The organism is Ramlibacter sp. bp-362, from assembly GCF_054956735.1.
Genome location: NZ_JBUDXE010000006.1, coordinates 38,379 through 55,181, shown reverse-complemented (window position 1 = coordinate 55,181; position 16,803 = coordinate 38,379). Strand labels below are relative to the sequence as shown.

The window sequence follows — 16,803 nt, the reverse complement described above, 5'->3', positions numbered from 1 at the left end:
TGCGGTGTCTTGTTATAAAAGGCGATGGCCAAGGATCCGAATCCCGCGGATGCGATGAAGCGCGAGCTCGCGCGGCAGCGCTTCCGCATCCACGGCGTGCCGCTGGTGGTGCGGCTCGCCGTCCTCGCGCTCGCGGTCTTCGTGCTGTTCCCGCTGCTGCGTGCGTGGCTGCCGGGCGACGATCCGGCCGACTTCGGCGAGTCGCTGCGCCTGCTGGCGCTATGCGTGCTGGTGCCCGGGCTGGCCGGCGCCTGGTGGCAGCAGTGGCGGCACGACCGCCTCGCGTCGCGGCCCGAGTACGAGCCGGCGCTGAACCATCGCGCCGTGGAATGGCTGCGGTCGCGGGACGACTTCGAGCGCGTGAAGCTGGAGTCCGAGGCGCCGCGCGAGACCGTGTACCTGCCGGGATGGCGCGCGCGCTGGCTGCTGGTGACCAACCGGCGCATCCTGCTGTTCGCGGCCTCCGCGGGCGAGCGCCGGCTGCTGAGCGAATGGCCGCGCCGCAGCGTCGTCTTCGCCGGCCCGCCGGAGCAGGCGCCGGGCGGCCGCCAGCGCTCGCTCTGGTCGCGGCTGATGCGGCCGCCCAACCTGGTGCTGTGCTTCACCACCGGCACCACGCTGCGCCTGCACTGCGCGAGCGGCGCCACGGCCCGGCGGGTCGCGGAACTGCTCATGGCCTCGCCGGCGATCCTGGAGGAAGACGACCCGGCGCTTGCGGTTGCGAAGCCGCAAGCGGTGCGCCGGCGCTGGCACGAGGTGCTGGCCTCGCTGCTGGTGCCCGGGACGGGGCAGTGGCTGCAGGGCCGCTTCGCCACGGGCGCCGTGCTGTTCGCGGCGGCCGTGCTGCTGGCGGTCTACGACTGGGCGCCGGTGGTCTGGGCGTTGCAGGCGCCGAAGGTGGACGTGTCGGCGCTGAGCGTGGTGTCGGCGGGGTTCACGTGGCTGCTGCTGGTGGGGCTGGCGAGCAGCGATGCGTGGCAGTTCAGCGCGACGCGGCGGCGTTGAGGCCTCACGCGGCGCCGATGTTCGGAACCAAGGCGCCCGCGGGCTGCCCCGCCTTCAACGCCGCCGTGAACGCCAGCATCCGGTCGATCGGCACGCGCGCCCGCTCGCCCAGCGCCGCGTCCACGAACACCTCGTTCGCCCCCGTCTCCAGCACGTGCGCCAGGCCCGCCAGGCCGTTCATGGCCATCCAGGGGCAGTGCGCGCAGCTCTTGCAGGTGGCGCTGTTGCCCGCCGTCGGCGCCTCGATGAACACCTTGCCGGGGTTCAGCGTGCGCAGCTTGTGCATCATGCCGTTGTCGGTGGCGACGATGAATTCGCGCGCGTCCATCTCGCGGGCCGCCTTCAGGATGCCCGAGGTGGAGCCCACCGCGTCCGCCAGCGCCACGACGTCGGCCGGCGACTCCGGGTGAACCAGCACCTTGGCCTTCGGATACTGCTTCTTCAGGTCCTCCAGCTCGAAGGCCTTGAACTCGTCGTGCACGATGCACGAGCCGTTCCAGAACACCATGTCGGCGCCGGTCTCGCGCTGGATGTAGCTGCCCAGGTGCTTGTCGGGCGCCCACAGGATCTTGTGGCCCTTGGCCTTGAGCGCGCCCACGATGTCCAGCGCGCAGCTGGAGGTGACGAGCCAGTCCGAGCGCGCCTTCACGGCGGCGCTGGTGTTCGCGTACACGACCACCGTGCGGTCCGGGTGCTGGTTGCAGAAGGCGTCGAATTCGTCGGCGGGGCAGCCGAGGTCCAGCGAGCAGGTGGCGTCCAGGTCCGGCATGAGCACGCGCTTCTCCGGCGACAGGATCTTGGCCGTCTCGCCCATGAACTTCACGCCCGAGACCACCAGCGTCTGCGCCGGGTGGTCGCGGCCGAAGCGCGCCATCTCCAGCGAGTCGCTGACGATGCCGCCGGTCTCCTCGGCCAGGTCCTGCAGGTCCGGGTGCACGTAGTAGTGCGACACCATGACGGCGTTGCGCTCCTTCAGCAGCTGCTTGATGCGCTCCTTCAGCGCCACGCGTTCGGCGGGCGAAGGCTCGACGGGCACGCGCGCCCAGGCATGCTTGGTGTCGCAGGTGCTCCCCGGCAGCGGGTGCTCGTATTCGACGTCCTTGATCGGGATCACGGCGCTCATGGCAGTTCTTTCAGCCGCATGGAGAAATCGGTCGCCTTCACGTCCTTGGTGAGGGTTCCGATGGAGATGCGGTCCACGCCCGTTTCCGCAAGGGCGCGCAGGGTCTCGAGGGTGACGCCGCCGGAGATCTCGAGGATCGCGCGGCCCGCGTTGAGCCGCACGGCCTCGCGCAGCACGGGCAGCTCCATGTTGTCCAGCAGGACCATCTTCGCGCCGGCGGCCAGGGCCTCTTCCAGCTGGGCCAGCGTCTCGACCTCGATCTCGATGAAGGCCGCATTCGCGGCCACGCGCTGCGCCGCCTGCAGCACGGGCGTGACGCCGCCGGCCGCCGCGATGTGGTTTTCCTTGATCAGGACGGCGTCGTAGAGGCCGATGCGGTGGTTCACGCCGCCGCCGGCCTGCACCGCGTACTTCTGCGCGAGCCGCAGCCCGGGCAGCGTCTTGCGCGTGTCGACGATCTGCGCGCGCGTGCCGCGCACGGCCTCGACGTAGCCGGCCGTCTTGGTGGCGACGCCGCTGAGCAGCTGCAGGAAGTTGAGCACCGTGCGCTCCGCGGTGAGCAGCCCGCGGGCGCTCCCCTCGACTTCCAGCACCACCTGGCCGGCCTCGCAGCGCCGGCCTTCCGGCACCAGCCAGCGCACCTGCGCGCCGGGATCCACCTGGTGCACGGTCGCCTCGGCCCAGGGGGCGCCGCAGATCACCGCGCTTTCGCGCGCGATCACGCGCGCCTGTGCGCGCCGCGCCGGGTCCACCAGGGCGGCCGTGAGGTCGCCCGCGCCGACGTCCTCGGCCAGGGCGCGCGCCGCATCGGCACGCGCGAGTTCCGCCACCGCGGCAGCGGAGAAATCGAACACCGCAGTCATCCCGCGAGCATAACGGAGGGCGCATCCACTGCTCGCCGCGGGGACAAGCTCGGCTACAGTGGGGCCTCCCTTTTCCGGAGCGAGGCGATGGATCTTGACGTGGAACAAATCCAGCAGCTGTTCCAGGACCAGTTCCCGGGACTGCTGGGCGTCCAACTCACCGAAGCGACCCCCACGCGCGTGGTCGCCACCCTGCGGGTGCGGCCCGAGCTCTGCACCGCCGGGGGCATCCTGCACGGCGGCGCGCACATGGCCTTCGCCGACACGCTGGGCGCGATCGGCACGCTGCTGAACCTGCCGAAGGGCAAGCGCACGACCACCACCGATTCCAGCACCAAGTTCATCGGCGGCGCGCGGGTGGACACGGTCGTGACCGGGGAAAGCGTGGCGCTGCATCGCGGGCGGACGACGAACGTGTGGCAGACGAGCATCCGGAATGCGGAGGGCAAGCTCTGCTCGGTGGTGACGCAGACGCAGCTGGTGCTTGACTAACGTTGCTGGGGTTCGCTCCGCTCACCTCCAGCCTACGGCAGGAACCCACAAGCAGTCCCGGGGGCCGCTGACGCGGCCGAAGCCCGTCGGCCCGACAATGGCGGCATGGAAACGAGCTATGCCACCGAAGCCGAGGCGCCCGAGCGCAGCGAGGTCGATGCCCTGCCCGGCCCCACGGTCCTGGAGTTCGGCACGGGCTGGTGCGGCTGGTGCCGCGCCGCCCAGCCGCTGATCGCCGGCGGCTTCGCCTCGCATCCGGGCGTGCGCCACATCAAGGTGGAAGACGGCCCCGGCCGCGCGCTGGGGCGCAGCTTCCGCGTGAAGCTGTGGCCCACCCTGGTCTTCCTCAAGGACGGACAGGAAGTCGCCCGCCTCACGCGTCCCTCGAACCTCGACGAAGTGCGCGAGGCAATGGCGAAGATCGCGTAGGCGCTGGGGTTCGCCTTCGGCTCACCGCCAGCCTACGATGCCCGCGCATCACGGGATTTCGTAGGCTGGCGGTGAGCGAAGCGAACCCCAGCAAACTCAGTCCGCCGCGAAGCAGTACAGCAGCCCCGCCCCGCCGGTCGCCTTCAAGGCCTCCATCCCGCACCCGCGCGTGGCGTGCGAGGAATTCCACGAACGCGAGGGCGCGTCGTCGCGCAGGCCCATGCGGTCGTGGTGGCCGACGATCGCGGAGCCCTCGCCGCTGCGCGTCCAGTTGCCGCAGGTGGTGTCGGCAGCGGCGCCGCCCGTGGCGCGGCCATCGGGCGTGGATCCCGTCAGGATGTCGTGCATGTTGACGGCGTCGCCGCGGCCCATCACCACCTCGCCGCGTTCCGTGAGCGCCGTCATCTTGTTCAGCTGGTTGTCGCCGTGCAGTTCGTCGACGTTGCGCGCGACCTGCACGCCCTTTGCGTCGACCCAGGGCCCCCGGCCGATGCGGTCGCGCGCGTTGACCGCGCCCGGCCCCGTGGTGCTCAGGTAGGCGCGCCAGGTGCGGTGCCCCGCGCCGGCCGAGGCCGCGAGGGCTTGGCAGTGCCGGTCGGCGCCCGCCAGCCCGCCGAAGTCCGCGCCCTGTCCCGGATTCCTGCTCGTGACGAAGAAGCTCATGGGATTCGCGGACTGCATGCGGTAGCCGTCGTCCATCATCCCGCCCATGCCGCCGGCGCAGGAGGCCAGCAGGAGGACGGACGCGGTGGCGGCGAGGGCAAGGGGCAGGCGGCGCATGGGGGTCTCCGGTGGGGATGGAGGCCGCAGGCTAGCCCAGCACCGCCACTGGCGGACGGGGGAAGCTCCCTACGTAACTTCAGGAATATTCTGCGGCCGGGTCGCGGCCCATGAGCTCCGCGACGGCCTGGGCCGGCGCCAGGCGCCCGGCGAGCAGTTCCACCACCGCCTCGGCGATCGGCATCTCCACGCCGAGCCGGCGCGCGCGCTCCACCACGGTGCGCGCGCTGTACACGCCTTCGGCCACGTGCCCCAGCGATTCCACCGCCTGCTGCAGGCTGCGGCCTTCCGCGAGCAACAGGCCGACGCGGCGGTTGCGGCTCAGGTCGCCGGTGGCCGTGAGCACCAGGTCGCCCAGGCCCGAGAGGCCCATGAAGGTCTCCGCCCGCGCACCCAGCGCGACGCCCAGGCGCGTCATCTCCGCCAGCCCGCGCGTGACCAGGGCGGCGCGCGCATTCATGCCCAGCGCGAGGCCGTCGCACAGGCCCGTGGCGATGGCCAGCACGTTCTTCACGGCGCCGCCGACTTCCACGCCGGCGAGGTCGTCATTCGCATAGATCCGCATCGCCGGCCCGTGGAAGGCGGCCACCAGCGCGTCGCGCAGCACGGGGGCGTGGCTGGCCGCGACCAGCGCCGTCGGCTGGCCGCGGGCCACTTCCTGCGCGAAGCTGGGGCCGCTCAGGGCGCCCGCCGCGAGTTGCGGCGCCACTTCGGCGTGCACCTCGTGGCCCAGCAGCCCGTAGTCGCGCGTGAGCGGCGCCTCGAAGCCCTTGCACAGCCAGGCGACCGGGCGGCCGGCATCCGCCAGCGCGCAGAGCATGCCGCGCAGGCCCGCCATGGGCGTGGCGACGATCACGAGATCGTGGCGTGGCGCGAGCGCGGCCGGCGCGCCCTCCTGCGGCGAAGCGACGGTCACGCCCGGCGGCAGCGCGTGCCCGGGGAGATAGGTGGGGTTCTCGCGGCGCGCCGCGAGCGTCGCGGCCTGCGCCGGATCGCGCGCCCACAGCGTGACGCCGTGGCGCGCGCCCGCGCTGATGGCGAGCGCCGTGCCCCAGGCGCCGGCCCCGAGCACCAGGATCTGCATCGTGCGCGGCCGCCCTGCGGCGCTCAGGCCGTGGTGATGATGGGCGAGGCCTGGCCGCCGTTGCCGGCCTGCTGGGCCTGCTGCTGCTCGTACATGGCCTGGAAGTTGATCTCGGCCAGGTGCACCGGCGGGAAGCCGGCGCGGGTGATCAGGTCGGAGACGTTGCCGCGCAGGTAGGGATAGACGATCTGCGGGCAGGCGATGCCCATCACGGCCTGCATCTGGTCGGCCGGGACGTTGCGGATCTCGAAGATGCCCGCCTGCTTCACTTCGACCAGGAACACCGTCTTGTCCTTGATCTTGGTCGTGACGGTCGCCGACACGGCGACCTCGAACATGCCCTCGGCCGCCTGCTGGGCTTCCACCCCCAGCTGGATGTCCACGCTGGGCTGCTCCTGCTCCAGCAGGATGGCGGGGGAATTCGGCTGCTCCAGCGAAGCCTCCTTGAGGTAGACGCGCTGGATCTGGAAAACGGGATCGTTGTTGTCGGCCATGGCCATGCCTTTCGGGTGCGAATGAAAAAGCCCGCCGGAACGCTCCGGCGGGCGCAGTGCGTGTCCCGGGGATTATCTCAGGCCGGAACGCCGGCCCGTGCCTCAGCCGGCCTGGCCGTTGAGCAGCGGCACCAGACCGCCGCGGCCGTCGAGCGCCACGAGGTCGTCGCAGCCGCCGACGTGGGTCTCGCCGATGAAGATCTGCGGCACCGTGCGCCGGCCGGTGATCTCCATCATCTTCATGCGCTCTTCGGGCTGCATGTCGATGCGGATCTCCTCGATGGCTTCGACGCCCTTGGACTTGAGGATCTGCTTGGCGCGGATGCAGTAGGGGCAAACGGCCGTGGTGTACATCTTGACGGGTTGCATGGAGGAATGGTGCTCTCGGTTCAGGCTTTCTCGACCGGGAGGTTAGCTTCTTTCCATGCGCGCAGTCCGCCACCCAGGACGACAGCCTTGTCGTACCCCAGGGATTTCGCGGTCGCCAGGCAGCGCTGGGCCCGGGCGCCGCTGGCGCATACCAGGATCAGCGGCACCGTCTTGTTCTTCACCACCTCGGGCAGCCTCTTCTGCAGGTCCGACACCGGGATGTTGCGCGAGCCGACGATGTGGCCGGCGGCGAACTCGTCCGCCTCGCTCACGTCCACCACCACCGCCCGCTCGCGGTTGATCAACTGCACGGCGCCGCCGGGCGTGAGGCCGCCCGCGCGGGTGCCCGCGCGGATGCTGGGCGCGAGCAGCATGCCGCCCGAGGCGACGGCGATGAGCACCAGCGCCCAGTTGTGCTGCAGGAAGGGCATGACGTCCATGGAAAGCTCTCTTGTAAGGATCCGGCCCGCGCCGGACAGCCCGCAATTCTAGAATGCCGGGTTTCCCCTTCCCGTCCAACCCTCATGCACAAGCTCGTCCTGATCCGCCACGGCGAATCGACCTGGAACCTGGAAAACCGCTTCACCGGCTGGACCGACGTGGACCTGACGCCGCTGGGCCTGGAGCAGGCGGTGCAGGCCGGCCGCCTGCTGAAGGCCGAAGGCTACGAGTTCGACCTCTGCTATACGAGCGTCCTGAAGCGCGCCACCCGCACGCTGTGGCACGTGCTGGACGAAATGGACCGCACCTGGCTGCCCGTGGTGCACTCCTGGCGGCTCAACGAGCGCCACTACGGCGCGCTGCAGGGCCTGAACAAGGCGGAGACCGCGCGCGAGTACGGCGATGCGCAGGTGCTGCTCTGGCGCCGCAGCTACGACGTGCCGCCGCCGGCGCTCGAGCCTGGCGACCCGCGCAGCGAGCGCGGCGACATCCGCTACGCCAAGCTCAAGCCGGAGCAGGTGCCGCTGACCGAGTGCCTCAAGGACACCGTCGCCCGCGTGCTGCCGTTCTGGAACGAATCCATGGCGCCCGCCATCCGCGCCGGCAAGCAGGTGCTGGTGGCGGCGCACGGCAACTCGATCCGCGCGCTGGTGAAGTACCTCGATGGCATCTCCGACCAGGACATCGTGGGCCTCAACATCCCGAACGGCATCCCGCTGGTCTACGAACTCGACGCGGACCTGAAACCGTTGCGCCATTACTACCTGGGCGATGCCGAGGCGGCGGCGAAGGCCGCGGCCGCGGTCGCGAGCCAGGGCAAGGGAACCTGAGCAGCGGCTTTCGCGTTGAGCGGGGACCCACTTTCTTCGTCCTTGTAGGACTGTTCCTGCGGCAATGCGCGTTTTTTTCACATGCCGTCCGTGGCCTCCTGGGAACCCCTGATCCGGCCCGGCGTCAGAGAAGTTTCTCAGGTGTATATTGAAGTCGAGAGGACCTGGACCCCATCCCATGAGCCACAAACTGAAGATTGCCGGCTGGATTTCCGTAGGCGCCCTCGCCGGAGCGCTGACCACGGTTTCGTTGCAGACCGTAGCCCGTGGCTCGCTCGCGCCGCTGCCGCTGGAAGAACTGCAGCAGCTGGCCGCCGTGTTCAGCATGGTCAAGACCGACTATGTCGAACCGGTCGACGAGAAGAAGCTGATCACCGACGCCATCTCCGGCATGGTGTCCAGCCTCGACCCGCACTCGCAGTACTTCGACAAGAAGTCCTTCAAGGAATTCCGCGAGGGCACGTCGGGGCGCTTCGTCGGCGTCGGCATCGAGATCTCGCAGGAGGATGGCCTGGTGAAGGTCGTCTCGCCGATCGAGGGCTCGCCCGCCTACCGCGCCGGCCTGAAGACCAATGACCTGATCACCAAGATCGACGACACCGCCGTCAAGGGCCTGTCGCTGTCGGAGGCGGTCAAGCGCATGCGCGGCGAGCCGAACACCAAGGTCACGCTGACGATCTACCGCAAGGACGAGAACCGCAGCTTCCCGGTGACGATCACCCGCGAGGAGATCAAGACCCACTCGGTCAAGGGCAAGATCGTCGAGCCGGGCTACGGCTGGATCCGCCTGTCGCAGTTCCAGGAGCGCACCGTCGAGGACTTCGTGAAGAAGATCGACGAGATGTACAAGCAGGAACCCAACCTGCGCGGCCTGGTGCTCGACCTGCGCAACGACCCGGGCGGCCTGCTGGATGCGGCGGTCGCGATCTCCGCGGCCTTCCTGCCGGAGAACGTGACGGTGGTCTCCACCAACGGCCAGCTGCCGGAAAGCAAGTTCGTCTACAAGGCGGCGCCGGAGTTCTACCAGCGCCGCGCCGGGGCCGACCCGCTGCGCCGCCTGCCGCCGCAGCTGAAGAACGTGCCGCTGGTGGTGCTGGTGAACGAAGGCTCGGCCTCGGCTTCCGAGATCGTGGCCGGCGCCCTGCAGGACCACCACCGCGCCACCATCCTGGGCAGCCAGACCTTCGGCAAGGGCTCCGTGCAGACGGTGCGCCCGCTGGGTCCGGACACCGGGCTGAAGCTGACGACGGCGCGCTACTACACGCCCAGCGGCAAGTCGATCCAGGCGCGCGGCATCGTGCCGGACGTGCTGGTCGACGAGACGGCGGAAGGCAACATCTTCGCGGCGCTGCGCACGCGGGAAGCCGACCTCGACAAGCACCTCTCGAGCGGCCAGAACACGACCGAGATCACCAAGGATCCGGCGTTCGAGCGGGCCCGCGAGGAAGCGCGCAAGCGCGCCGAGGAAGAGGCGAAGAAGGCCCCGGCCGATCGCAAGATCCCGGAGTTCGGCAGCGACAAGGACTTCCAGCTCGCCCAGGCCCTGAACCAGCTGAAGGGCCGGCCGGTGATGGTCTCCAAGACCCAGGTCGTGGAGAACAAGGAAGAGAAGAAGGAGAACTGATCTCCTTCGTCATCCCCGCGGAGGCGGGGACCCAGAGAAGCGGCCCGGCGGGCCGCTTTTTTTTGGAAGCCCTGGGTTCCCGCCTTCGCGGGAATGACATTGGCGGGTGCCGCACAATCCGCTCATGACCGACGACCAGCTCCTGCGCTACTCCCGGCACATCCTGCTCGATGAACTGGGCGTGGAGGGCCAGCAGCGCCTGCTCGCCTCGCACGCGCTGGTGCTGGGCGCGGGCGGCCTCGGTTCGCCGGTGGTGCTCTATCTCGGCACCGCGGGCGTCGGCCGCATCACGCTGATCGACCACGACGCCGTGGACCTCACCAACCTGCAGCGCCAGATCGCGCACAACCTGGAACGCGTCGGCCGGCCCAAGGCGGAATCGGCGCGCGATGCGGTGGCCGCGATCAACCCGGACGTCCTCGTGCGCCCGCTGGTGCTCAAGGCCGACGCGCAGTCGCTCGACGAACTGGTGCCGCAGGCCGACGTGGTGATCGACTGCAGCGACAACTTCGCGGCCCGCCAGATGCTCAATCGCGCCTGCGTCGCCCACGGCAAGCCGCTGGTCTCGGGCGCCGCGATCCGCTTCGACGCGCAGGTGACCGTGTTCGACCCGCGCGATCCCGCGAGCCCCTGCTACGCCTGCGTGTTCCCGCCGGACCAGGAGGTGGAGGAGACGGCGTGCGCCACGATGGGCGTGTTCGCGCCGCTGGTGGGCATCGTCGGCGCGGTGGAGGCGGCCGAAGCGCTGCGCCTGCTCACGGGCGTGGGCACCTCGCTCGCGGGCCGCATGCAGATGCTGGACGGACGCCGGATGGAATGGACGGAAATGCGGCTGCGGCGCGACCCGGCCTGCCGCGTGTGCGGCCACCGGCACGGTTAGGCCTTCACTGGTCGAGACCGAGCAGCGCGACGATCATCTCGGAGGGCGGGGCCTGCACCGCCATCTGCACTTCGGCGTTGCCGGGTTCGCCCAGCGCCACCAGCGCGGCGGCGATGAGGGTGCCGAAGAAAACGATGACGGATTGGAGCACGAGCTTCATGGTGGCCTCGGGGCGGAACTGCACTGCCCTGACGAGCAGTGTCGCCCGGCGGCCCTGCGGGGGAAGTCGGCCCGCTGCACCGCAGCACGTCGTCCCGGGCCTACAGCCGGCATCGTAGGACCGCTCCTACCGCGGCGCGGAGGGACCGCTGGCACAATGGCGCCCGCCCGAGCGTCCCGTGGAACTGCGAACCTATCTCGTCGAAGACAACGCGACCATCCGCGAGAACCTGGTGGAGACGCTGGAGGAACTGGCCTCGGTGCGTTCGCTGGGCTGGTCCGACACCGAGGAGGATGCGAGGCACTGGCTCGCCGCGCATCCGGGCGGCTGGGACCTCGTGATCGTGGACCTCTTCCTGCGGCAGGGCAGCGGCCTGGGCGTGCTGGAGGCGGCGCGCGAACGCTCCGGGGAACAGAGAACCGTGGTGTTGAGCAACTATGCGACGCCCGACATGCGCAGGCGCTGCGCCGAACTCGGCGCGGACGCCGTGTTCGACAAGTCGAACGAGATCGATGCCCTCGTGGAGTACTGCCTCGCGCTGGCGGCGCGGCCCTGAGCCGCGCGCCCCGGCTTCAGTCGATCAGCTTGTTCTTCAGCGCGTAGTACGTGAGGTCGCTGTTGGAGGAGAGGTTCATCTTCTCCATCAGGCGCGTGCGGTACGTGCTGACCGTCTTCACGGAGAGCGACAGGGCCTTGGCGATGTCGCCGGCCGTCTCGCCCTTGGCGAGCTTGAGGAAGACCTGGAACTCGCGCTCCGACAGCTGTTCGTGCGGCGCGCCGCCTTCCTTGCGATTGAGCTGCTGCGCCAGCAGTTCGGCGACCGCGGGCGAGATGTAGCGGCGGCCCAGCGCGATCGTGCGGATCGCGTTGACGATCTCCATCGGCTCGCATTCCTTGTTCAGGTAGCCGCTCGCGCCCTGCCGGATGAGGTTCATCGCGTAGTGCTCTTCCGGATAGCCGGAGAGGATCAGGATGCCGACGTCCGGTGCTTTCGCGCGGATCATGCCGAGCGCATCGATGCCGCTCTGGCCGGGCATGGACAGGTCCATCACCAGGACGTCCATCTCGGTCGTGCGCACCAGGTCGATGGCTTCACGGCCGCTGGCCGCCTCGCCGACGACGCGCAGGTCCACCTGCTCGGAAAAGAACTGTTTGAGGCCGGACCGCACGATGGCGTGGTCGTCCACAATGCCCACTTTGATCATGCTTCACCTTCTACGTCAAGCCGTTTCATTGTGCCCCACTTCCGGATGGAAATGGCCTACCCTTGAGTCATGACGTGCGCGGATTTTATTCACATCGATGAGCCTTTAGGGTGAATCTGCTGTCATCTTTCCGCTCGTCGCGCGGTGCGATCAGTCTGGTCCTCGCGCTGCTCGCCGCCCTCGTGCTCATCGGTATCAACGAGACGGGCTACGACCGCTCGAGCGACGCGCTCGGCCGCATCGAGGCGGCCACGCGCACGCGCAACCGCGTGAACCTGCTGCTGCAGCACGTCGTCGACGCCGAGACCGGCTCGCGCGGCTACCTGCTCACCGGGGACCCGCGCTACCTCGAGCCCTACAATGCCGCGCTCGCGGAGATCAACCAGAACCTCGACGACCTGCGCACCAGCTATGCGCCCCACGCGCCCGAGTCGCGCACGCTGGCCGCGCTCACGCGCAACGTGCAGCGCAAGCTCGCCGAGATGGACCTGTCCGTGCGCATGCGCAAGCAGGGCAACGAGGACGCGTGGAAGACGCTGCTGCTCACCGACGTTGGCAAGGAGCAGATGGACGCGATCCGCGAGCAGGCCGGCAAGCTGATCGAGGCGGCCACGCAGTCCATGCTGGTCGCGCAGGGCCAGGTGCAGCAGACGCTCGGCCTCGCGCGCGCGGGCATCGCCCTCGTGGCGCTCGCGGCGCTGGTCGCCTTCGCGCTGTACCTGCGCCAGACCACGCGGCTGAAGCTCGCGGGCGAGCAGCAGCAGGCCGCGCTGCAGCAGGAACGCGACCTGCTGGAAAGCCAGGTGCGCGAGCGCACGGCCACGCTGGCGCAGCTGGCCACCCACCTGCAGCAGGTGCGCGAGGAAGAGCGCGGCCACCTCGCGCGCGAGCTGCACGACGAGCTGGGCGCGCTGCTCACCGCGGCCAAGCTGGATGTCGCGCGGCTCAAGTCGCGCATGGGCCCGCAGCCGCCGGAAGTGACCGAACGCCTGCAGCACCTGACCGAGGCGCTCAACAGCGGCATCGCCCTGAAGCGCCGCATCATCGAGGACCTGCGGCCCTCCTCGCTCGCGAACCTGGGCCTCACCGCGTCGCTGGAGATCCTCGCGCGCGAGTTCTCGGAGCGCTCGGGGATCGAGGTGGCCTGCAGCCTGGAGCCGGTGGAACTCGACGAGCAGGCGCAGCTGACCGTCTACCGCACGGTGCAGGAGTCGCTCACCAACATCGGCAAGTACGCCGAGGCGAAGCAGGTCGTCGTGGCCGTGCGCGAGTACAGCAACCACATCGAGGTGGAGATCCGCGACGACGGCAAGGGCTTCGACCCCGAGACCGCGAAACCCACGACGCACGGCCTGGCCGGCATGCGCCACCGCGTCGAGGCCGCCGGCGGCCGGCTGAACGTGAGCTCGCATCCGGGCGGCGGCACGCGCGTGCTCGCCACGCTGCCGCGCAGCGCGGTGCCGGCACCGCAGGCGTCCGAACCCGCGACGCTGTAGGCCCCTTCCTACACGCGCACCCTCCTGCGCGACTACAGCCGGTCACGCCCGCCCCTGATCCTTGCGTCGGCGCATATGCCTAAGCTAGCCGCAGGCACGGATTGCCTCCCGTGCCGCGCGCAGAAGTTCAACGAGGAGGTCCCGTGCTGCATTACGCCGTCGTGTTCCTGGTCATCGCGCTGATCGCCGCGGTGCTGGGCTTCGGCGGCATCGCTGCAGACGCCGCCGGGCTCGCGAAGCTGACGTTCTACGTCTTCGCGGCGCTGGCGGCGGTCGCCTTCCTCGTGGGGCTCAGGCGCAGGTCCTAGGCAGCCGCACAAACACACAAGAGGATCACCATGAACGACACCCACCCGCTCGACAGCACCCGCCGGATGGCCTCCGAGGCGCTGCAGCGCGCCAGCGACACGATGAGGGACCTGCGCTCCGGCATGTCGGAGCGCGCCAGCGCCGCCCAGCGCACGATGGGCGACTACACGAGCGCGAGCACGCGCTACGTCGCCGAGCATCCGCTGAAGTCGGCGCTGGTCGCCGCCGCCGTGGGCGCGGCGGTCGCCGGGCTGGTGCTCGCGATGCGGCACCGGCGCGAGCTCGACGACCGCTGGTTCTGAAGCCGCGCGCGCCCATGGTGCATCCGATCTTCTCGGTGCTGATCACCAAGCCCGGCCTGGTGATGGAACACGTGGCCGGCTACGCCGCGCTGATGCGCGAGGAGGCGTCGACGGTCGGCCTGGAAGTCGCCAAGCGGGCGATCGCCTGGGCCGTGACGCTGTTCGCCTTCCTCGTGTTCCTGGTCCTGGCCGGCGTCGCCGTGATGCTGGGCGCGATCGAGGAGCAGTTCCACTGGGCCTTCGTGCTGGTGCCGGCGATCGCGCTCGCGATCTCCGCCGCGGCCTTCACCGTCGCGCGCAAGCGCCTGCCGGAGAAGGCCTTCACCGAGCTGAAGGCGCAGCTGGACGCCGACGCCCAGGCCCTGCGCGCGATCGGTGCGCGCTCATGAGCGAAGCGGGCGACAAGCTGGCGCGGAGCCGGCGGGCGATCCTCGAGCACATCGCGCGGCGCACGCGCCGGCACGACCCGCGGGAAGAGACGGCGCAGGGCTTCAGCGCGGACGACGCCTACGAGGAATTCGACGAGCCGCCGCCGATGCCCGGCGGCGGCTGGTTCGGCCACGTCGGGCACGCCGTGCGCACGTGGTGGCGCTACCACCCGGCGCACATGGCGGTGGACCTGGCCACGCCGCTGATGCGCAGCTACGCCCGGCGCAAGCCCGCGCAGCTGCTGGGCATCTCGCTGGCCGCCGGCGCGGCGCTGACCTTCGCGCGCCCCTGGCGCCTGATCTCGCTCACGACGCTGCTGGTCGCGCTGCTGAAGTCCTCGCAGCTGTCGCAGCTGTTCCTTGCGGCGATGTCGGCGGCGGACTACCGCAAGGATCAGGACCGTCCTCGATGAATGCGGCGCGCGGGGAGGTACGGTGCGGCCTCCCGGTGCGCTCTCGGCAAGCCAACGCACCAATCAACAAGCCACCTGACAAGGAAGGGAGTTCACCATGAAGCAAACCCGCGCCATCGCCTTCGCGATCCTGACCGGCCTGACGCTGGTCACCACCGGCTGCGCCGTCATGCGCGGCCAGACCGACGTCGGCACCTATGTCGACGACCGCAGCATCACCACGGCCGTCAAGGCCAAGCTGATCGAGGACAAGCGCACCGGCGGCCTGTCCATCAACGTCGACACGCTCAACGGCACCGTCGCGCTCTCCGGCTTCGCGAAGTCGCAGGCCGAGAAGGACGCGGCCGGCCAGATCGCCGCGACGACCCGCGGCGTGCGCGAAGTGCGCAACAACCTGGTCGTGCGGCCGTAAGCGGCCCGCGGCCGGCAAGGCATGGGCAGGCGGCCCCGCGGCGCCTGCCCTTTTTCTTTGGCAAAGTCTCCCGCATGAAGACCTTCCACTGCCAGTTCTGCGGCAACCCGGTGTTCTTCGAGAACGTGCAGTGCCTGCGCTGCGGCAGCGCCCTGGCCTTCCTGCCGGACCGCCTGAACATGGCGGCGATGGAGCCGGCGCCCGGCGAAGCGGGGCTCTGGCGGCCGCGGACGGCGCACGCCCGGAAGTCCGCCGCGCGCTACCGCCCCTGCCACAACCACACGACGCAGGACGCCTGCAACTTCGCCGTCGTCGCGTCCGACCCCAACGGCCTGTGCGTTTCGTGCCGGCTCACGCGGGTGCTGCCGGACCTCTCGCAGCCCGGGAATTTCCAGCGCTGGTACAAGCTGGAGGCGGCGAAGCGGCGGCTGTTCTACTCGCTCGCCCACCTGGGCCTGCTGAGCGCCACGCCGCGCGACGGCGGCGCGGACGGTCCCGTGTTCGAGTTCCTCGCGGACCTGCCCGGCCAGCCCGTGATGACCGGCCACGCGCAGGGGGTGATCACCATCAACGTGGCCGAAGCTGACGACGCCGAGCGCGTGCGCCGGCGCGTGGAGATGCACGAGCCCTATCGCACGCTGCTCGGTCACTTCCGCCACGAGTCGGGCCACTACTACTGGGACCGGCTGATCGACGAGGGCGGGCGCGTGGAGTCGTTCCGGCGCCTGTTCGGCGACGAACGCCTGGACTACCAGCAGGCGCTGCAGGACCACTATGCGCGCGGCGGCACGCTGCCGGACTGGCAGGACCGCTTCGTGAGCGAATACGCCACGGCCCACCCGTGGGAGGATTGGGCCGAGACCTGGGCGCACTACCTGCACATGGTGGACCTGCTGGAGACCGCCGCGTCGTACAACACGCGGCTGGCGATCCCCGGGCAGGAATCGGAAACCGAGGAAGTGGAAAACCCGCTGGATCCCGGGCATCCGGACTTCGACGCGCTGGTGGAGCAATGGGTGCCGGTGACGCTGCTGCTGAACAGCCTCAACCGCAGCCTGGGCCAGGAAGACGCGTACCCCTTCGCGCTGTCACCCGGCGCGCTGCAAAAACTGCGCTACGTCCACGACGTCATCGGCGCCCAGCGCACCTCCTCTCCTCCCCCTCTCCCGCTGGCGGGAGAGGGCCGGGGTGAGGGCGGCAAGTGAGCTACCCCAGCGTCAACTGGTTATCGACCGACTTCACGCTCCGCACCGAACGCGCGATCTCCGTCGCCCGCTCGCGCGCCTGCGGATCCGGCGCCTGCCCGCGCAGCGTGACCTCGCCGTCGTCGCTGTGCACGTCGACCTTGCTGGTCCCGTATTCCGGGCTGGCGGCCAGGGCCGCCTTCACCTGTTCGGCGATCAGCACGTCCGGATCCATCACGCTCGTGTCGCCGGTGGCGCCCAGCGTGCCCGCGTGGCCCGCGTCCGCATGACGCTCCTCCACGCCGACGGCGGCGCTCTCGTCCTTCGCGCCTTCCATGCCCTGGCGGTTGATCTCCACGTTCGGCTGCGCCACCTCGGGCATCTCGGTGTTCTCGATGCGGTCGCCGCAGCCGGCCAGCACCAGCAGCGTGGCCAGCGAGGACGCGACGAAGGCGGCCTGCGCGATCTTCTTCATGGTCT

The 16,803-nt window shown here is 70.0% G+C and carries 24 protein-coding genes; 14 read left to right on the top strand and 10 right to left on the bottom strand.

The window, feature by feature from the left end; translation table 11 throughout:
- Window positions 1-24: 24 nt before the first annotated feature.
- Entirely contained in the window at window positions 25-1,005 is a 981-nt protein-coding gene (locus ACY0MJ_RS09900; protein ID WP_462638248.1) for a hypothetical protein, read from the top strand.
- Between the two features lie 4 nt (window positions 1,006-1,009).
- Here the strand turns inward: ACY0MJ_RS09900 and nadA are convergent, their stop codons facing one another.
- Together nadA and nadC are read right to left on the bottom strand one after the other, a co-directional pair.
- The gene (gene nadA, locus ACY0MJ_RS09895; protein WP_462638247.1) at window positions 1,010-2,128 is read right to left on the bottom strand and encodes a quinolinate synthase NadA; all 1,119 of its coding nucleotides are present in this window, start codon (window positions 2,126-2,128) and stop codon (window positions 1,010-1,012) included.
- Complete coding sequence (nadC, locus tag ACY0MJ_RS09890; RefSeq protein WP_462638246.1) at window positions 2,125-2,991, bottom strand: carboxylating nicotinate-nucleotide diphosphorylase; 867 nt, start codon at window positions 2,989-2,991, stop codon at window positions 2,125-2,127. The genes nadA and nadC overlap by 4 nt, the downstream gene beginning before the upstream one ends.
- Before the next feature lie 99 nt (window positions 2,992-3,090).
- Between nadC and ACY0MJ_RS09885 the strand changes: the two genes are divergently transcribed.
- Window positions 3,091-3,483: a PaaI family thioesterase gene (locus tag ACY0MJ_RS09885; RefSeq protein WP_462638245.1), complete on the top strand. Its 393-nt coding sequence runs from the start codon at window positions 3,091-3,093 to the stop codon at window positions 3,481-3,483.
- A 105-nt stretch (window positions 3,484-3,588) separates the two neighbouring features.
- Window positions 3,589-3,912, top strand: a complete 324-nt coding sequence (locus ACY0MJ_RS09880) for a thioredoxin family protein (RefSeq protein WP_462638244.1) — start codon at window positions 3,589-3,591, stop codon at window positions 3,910-3,912.
- Between the two features lie 96 nt (window positions 3,913-4,008).
- On the opposite strand, the gene ACY0MJ_RS09875 is transcribed toward ACY0MJ_RS09880, so the two are convergent.
- From ACY0MJ_RS09875 to ACY0MJ_RS09855, 5 genes are all read right to left on the bottom strand, one after another.
- Window positions 4,009-4,692 carry a hypothetical protein gene (locus ACY0MJ_RS09875; RefSeq protein ID WP_462638242.1) on the bottom strand — a complete coding sequence of 228 codons (684 nt, stop codon included), beginning with the start codon at window positions 4,690-4,692 and terminating at the stop codon, window positions 4,009-4,011.
- Window positions 4,693-4,771: 79 nt separating this feature from the next.
- On the bottom strand, window positions 4,772-5,776 hold the full coding sequence (locus ACY0MJ_RS09870) for an NAD(P)H-dependent glycerol-3-phosphate dehydrogenase (protein WP_462638241.1): 1,005 nt from the start codon (window positions 5,774-5,776) through the stop codon (window positions 4,772-4,774).
- Between the two features lie 23 nt (window positions 5,777-5,799).
- Window positions 5,800-6,270 carry a protein-export chaperone SecB gene (secB, locus tag ACY0MJ_RS09865; RefSeq protein ID WP_462638240.1) on the bottom strand — a complete coding sequence of 157 codons (471 nt, stop codon included), beginning with the start codon at window positions 6,268-6,270 and terminating at the stop codon, window positions 5,800-5,802.
- A 102-nt stretch (window positions 6,271-6,372) separates the two neighbouring features.
- The gene (gene grxC, locus ACY0MJ_RS09860; RefSeq protein WP_462638239.1) at window positions 6,373-6,639 is read right to left on the bottom strand and encodes a glutaredoxin 3; all 267 of its coding nucleotides are present in this window, start codon (window positions 6,637-6,639) and stop codon (window positions 6,373-6,375) included.
- A gap of 20 nt (window positions 6,640-6,659) precedes the next feature.
- A complete protein-coding gene (locus tag ACY0MJ_RS09855; RefSeq protein ID WP_462638501.1) occupies window positions 6,660-7,070 on the bottom strand; it encodes a rhodanese-like domain-containing protein in 411 nt (136 codons plus the stop codon).
- Between the two features lie 93 nt (window positions 7,071-7,163).
- Between ACY0MJ_RS09855 and gpmA the strand changes: the two genes are divergently transcribed.
- The 3 genes from gpmA (at window position 7,164) to ACY0MJ_RS09840 (ending at window position 10,414) form a co-directional block, all read left to right on the top strand.
- Entirely contained in the window at window positions 7,164-7,910 is a 747-nt protein-coding gene (gpmA, locus tag ACY0MJ_RS09850; protein ID WP_462638238.1) for a 2,3-diphosphoglycerate-dependent phosphoglycerate mutase, read from the top strand.
- 178 nt (window positions 7,911-8,088) lie between these two features.
- Window positions 8,089-9,534 carry a S41 family peptidase gene (locus tag ACY0MJ_RS09845; RefSeq protein WP_462638237.1) on the top strand — a complete coding sequence of 482 codons (1,446 nt, stop codon included), beginning with the start codon at window positions 8,089-8,091 and terminating at the stop codon, window positions 9,532-9,534.
- A 124-nt stretch (window positions 9,535-9,658) separates the two neighbouring features.
- Window positions 9,659-10,414, top strand: coding sequence for a HesA/MoeB/ThiF family protein (locus ACY0MJ_RS09840; RefSeq protein ID WP_462638236.1), 756 nt, complete (start codon window positions 9,659-9,661; stop codon window positions 10,412-10,414).
- Between the two features lie 4 nt (window positions 10,415-10,418).
- On the opposite strand, the gene ACY0MJ_RS09835 is transcribed toward ACY0MJ_RS09840, so the two are convergent.
- Complete coding sequence (locus ACY0MJ_RS09835) at window positions 10,419-10,574, bottom strand: hypothetical protein (RefSeq protein WP_462638235.1); 156 nt, start codon at window positions 10,572-10,574, stop codon at window positions 10,419-10,421.
- Between the two features lie 178 nt (window positions 10,575-10,752).
- On the opposite strand from ACY0MJ_RS09835, the gene ACY0MJ_RS09830 reads away from it, so the two are divergent.
- On the top strand, window positions 10,753-11,130 hold the full coding sequence (locus ACY0MJ_RS09830; protein WP_462638234.1) for a response regulator: 378 nt from the start codon (window positions 10,753-10,755) through the stop codon (window positions 11,128-11,130).
- A 16-nt stretch (window positions 11,131-11,146) separates the two neighbouring features.
- Here ACY0MJ_RS09830 and ACY0MJ_RS09825 read toward each other — a convergent pair whose 3' ends face one another.
- Entirely contained in the window at window positions 11,147-11,779 is a 633-nt protein-coding gene (locus ACY0MJ_RS09825) for a response regulator (RefSeq protein WP_169418000.1), read from the bottom strand.
- A gap of 119 nt (window positions 11,780-11,898) precedes the next feature.
- Between ACY0MJ_RS09825 and ACY0MJ_RS09820 the strand changes: the two genes are divergently transcribed.
- The 7 genes from ACY0MJ_RS09820 to ACY0MJ_RS09790 all read left to right on the top strand — a co-directional run bounded on the left by ACY0MJ_RS09820 (window position 11,899) and on the right by ACY0MJ_RS09790 (window position 16,344).
- Window positions 11,899-13,275 (top strand): CHASE3 domain-containing protein, encoded by a 1,377-nt coding sequence (locus tag ACY0MJ_RS09820; RefSeq protein ID WP_462638500.1) that lies wholly within the window; start codon window positions 11,899-11,901, stop codon window positions 13,273-13,275.
- A 143-nt stretch (window positions 13,276-13,418) separates the two neighbouring features.
- Window positions 13,419-13,583, top strand: a complete 165-nt coding sequence (locus ACY0MJ_RS09815) for a DUF1328 domain-containing protein (RefSeq protein ID WP_462638233.1) — start codon at window positions 13,419-13,421, stop codon at window positions 13,581-13,583.
- A 30-nt stretch (window positions 13,584-13,613) separates the two neighbouring features.
- Complete coding sequence (locus ACY0MJ_RS09810; protein ID WP_462638232.1) at window positions 13,614-13,886, top strand: glycine zipper domain-containing protein; 273 nt, start codon at window positions 13,614-13,616, stop codon at window positions 13,884-13,886.
- A gap of 14 nt (window positions 13,887-13,900) precedes the next feature.
- Window positions 13,901-14,275: a hypothetical protein gene (locus ACY0MJ_RS09805; RefSeq protein WP_462638231.1), complete on the top strand. Its 375-nt coding sequence runs from the start codon at window positions 13,901-13,903 to the stop codon at window positions 14,273-14,275.
- Window positions 14,272-14,727, top strand: coding sequence for a hypothetical protein (locus tag ACY0MJ_RS09800; protein ID WP_462638230.1), 456 nt, complete (start codon window positions 14,272-14,274; stop codon window positions 14,725-14,727). The genes ACY0MJ_RS09805 and ACY0MJ_RS09800 overlap by 4 nt, the downstream gene beginning before the upstream one ends.
- A 97-nt stretch (window positions 14,728-14,824) precedes the next feature.
- Window positions 14,825-15,139, top strand: a complete 315-nt coding sequence (locus tag ACY0MJ_RS09795; RefSeq protein ID WP_462638229.1) for a BON domain-containing protein — start codon at window positions 14,825-14,827, stop codon at window positions 15,137-15,139.
- Between the two features lie 74 nt (window positions 15,140-15,213).
- Complete coding sequence (locus ACY0MJ_RS09790; RefSeq protein WP_462638228.1) at window positions 15,214-16,344, top strand: zinc-binding metallopeptidase family protein; 1,131 nt, start codon at window positions 15,214-15,216, stop codon at window positions 16,342-16,344.
- A gap of 1 nt (window position 16,345) precedes the next feature.
- On the opposite strand, the gene ACY0MJ_RS09785 is transcribed toward ACY0MJ_RS09790, so the two are convergent.
- Window positions 16,346-16,798, bottom strand: a complete 453-nt coding sequence (locus tag ACY0MJ_RS09785) for a BON domain-containing protein (protein ID WP_462638227.1) — start codon at window positions 16,796-16,798, stop codon at window positions 16,346-16,348.
- Window positions 16,799-16,803 lie beyond the last annotated feature (5 nt).

Excerpts from the sequence above, each read along its gene's own strand:
- ACY0MJ_RS09900 (WP_462638248.1), top strand. The coding sequence starts at position 25 with ATGGCCAAGGATCCGAATCCCGCGGATGCGATGAAGCGCGAGCTCGCG.
- nadA (WP_462638247.1), bottom strand. The coding sequence starts at position 2,128 with ATGAGCGCCGTGATCCCGATCAAGGACGTCGAATACGAGCACCCGCTG.
- nadC (WP_462638246.1), bottom strand. The coding sequence starts at position 2,991 with ATGACTGCGGTGTTCGATTTCTCCGCTGCCGCGGTGGCGGAACTCGCG.
- ACY0MJ_RS09880 (WP_462638244.1), top strand. The coding sequence starts at position 3,589 with ATGGAAACGAGCTATGCCACCGAAGCCGAGGCGCCCGAGCGCAGCGAG.
- ACY0MJ_RS09875 (WP_462638242.1), bottom strand. The coding sequence starts at position 4,692 with ATGCGCCGCCTGCCCCTTGCCCTCGCCGCCACCGCGTCCGTCCTCCTG.
- ACY0MJ_RS09870 (WP_462638241.1), bottom strand. The coding sequence starts at position 5,776 with ATGCAGATCCTGGTGCTCGGGGCCGGCGCCTGGGGCACGGCGCTCGCC.
- secB (WP_462638240.1), bottom strand. The coding sequence starts at position 6,270 with ATGGCCGACAACAACGATCCCGTTTTCCAGATCCAGCGCGTCTACCTC.
- grxC (WP_462638239.1), bottom strand. The coding sequence starts at position 6,639 with ATGCAACCCGTCAAGATGTACACCACGGCCGTTTGCCCCTACTGCATC.
- ACY0MJ_RS09855 (WP_462638501.1), bottom strand. The coding sequence starts at position 7,070 with ATGCCCTTCCTGCAGCACAACTGGGCGCTGGTGCTCATCGCCGTCGCC.
- gpmA (WP_462638238.1), top strand. The coding sequence starts at position 7,164 with ATGCACAAGCTCGTCCTGATCCGCCACGGCGAATCGACCTGGAACCTG.
- ACY0MJ_RS09845 (WP_462638237.1), top strand. The coding sequence starts at position 8,089 with ATGAGCCACAAACTGAAGATTGCCGGCTGGATTTCCGTAGGCGCCCTC.
- ACY0MJ_RS09840 (WP_462638236.1), top strand. The coding sequence starts at position 9,659 with ATGACCGACGACCAGCTCCTGCGCTACTCCCGGCACATCCTGCTCGAT.
- ACY0MJ_RS09835 (WP_462638235.1), bottom strand. The coding sequence starts at position 10,574 with ATGAAGCTCGTGCTCCAATCCGTCATCGTTTTCTTCGGCACCCTCATC.
- ACY0MJ_RS09825 (WP_169418000.1), bottom strand. The coding sequence starts at position 11,779 with ATGATCAAAGTGGGCATTGTGGACGACCACGCCATCGTGCGGTCCGGC.
- ACY0MJ_RS09810 (WP_462638232.1), top strand. The coding sequence starts at position 13,614 with ATGAACGACACCCACCCGCTCGACAGCACCCGCCGGATGGCCTCCGAG.
- ACY0MJ_RS09805 (WP_462638231.1), top strand. The coding sequence starts at position 13,901 with ATGGTGCATCCGATCTTCTCGGTGCTGATCACCAAGCCCGGCCTGGTG.
- ACY0MJ_RS09800 (WP_462638230.1), top strand. The coding sequence starts at position 14,272 with ATGAGCGAAGCGGGCGACAAGCTGGCGCGGAGCCGGCGGGCGATCCTC.
- ACY0MJ_RS09795 (WP_462638229.1), top strand. The coding sequence starts at position 14,825 with ATGAAGCAAACCCGCGCCATCGCCTTCGCGATCCTGACCGGCCTGACG.
- ACY0MJ_RS09790 (WP_462638228.1), top strand. The coding sequence starts at position 15,214 with ATGAAGACCTTCCACTGCCAGTTCTGCGGCAACCCGGTGTTCTTCGAG.
- ACY0MJ_RS09785 (WP_462638227.1), bottom strand. The coding sequence starts at position 16,798 with ATGAAGAAGATCGCGCAGGCCGCCTTCGTCGCGTCCTCGCTGGCCACG.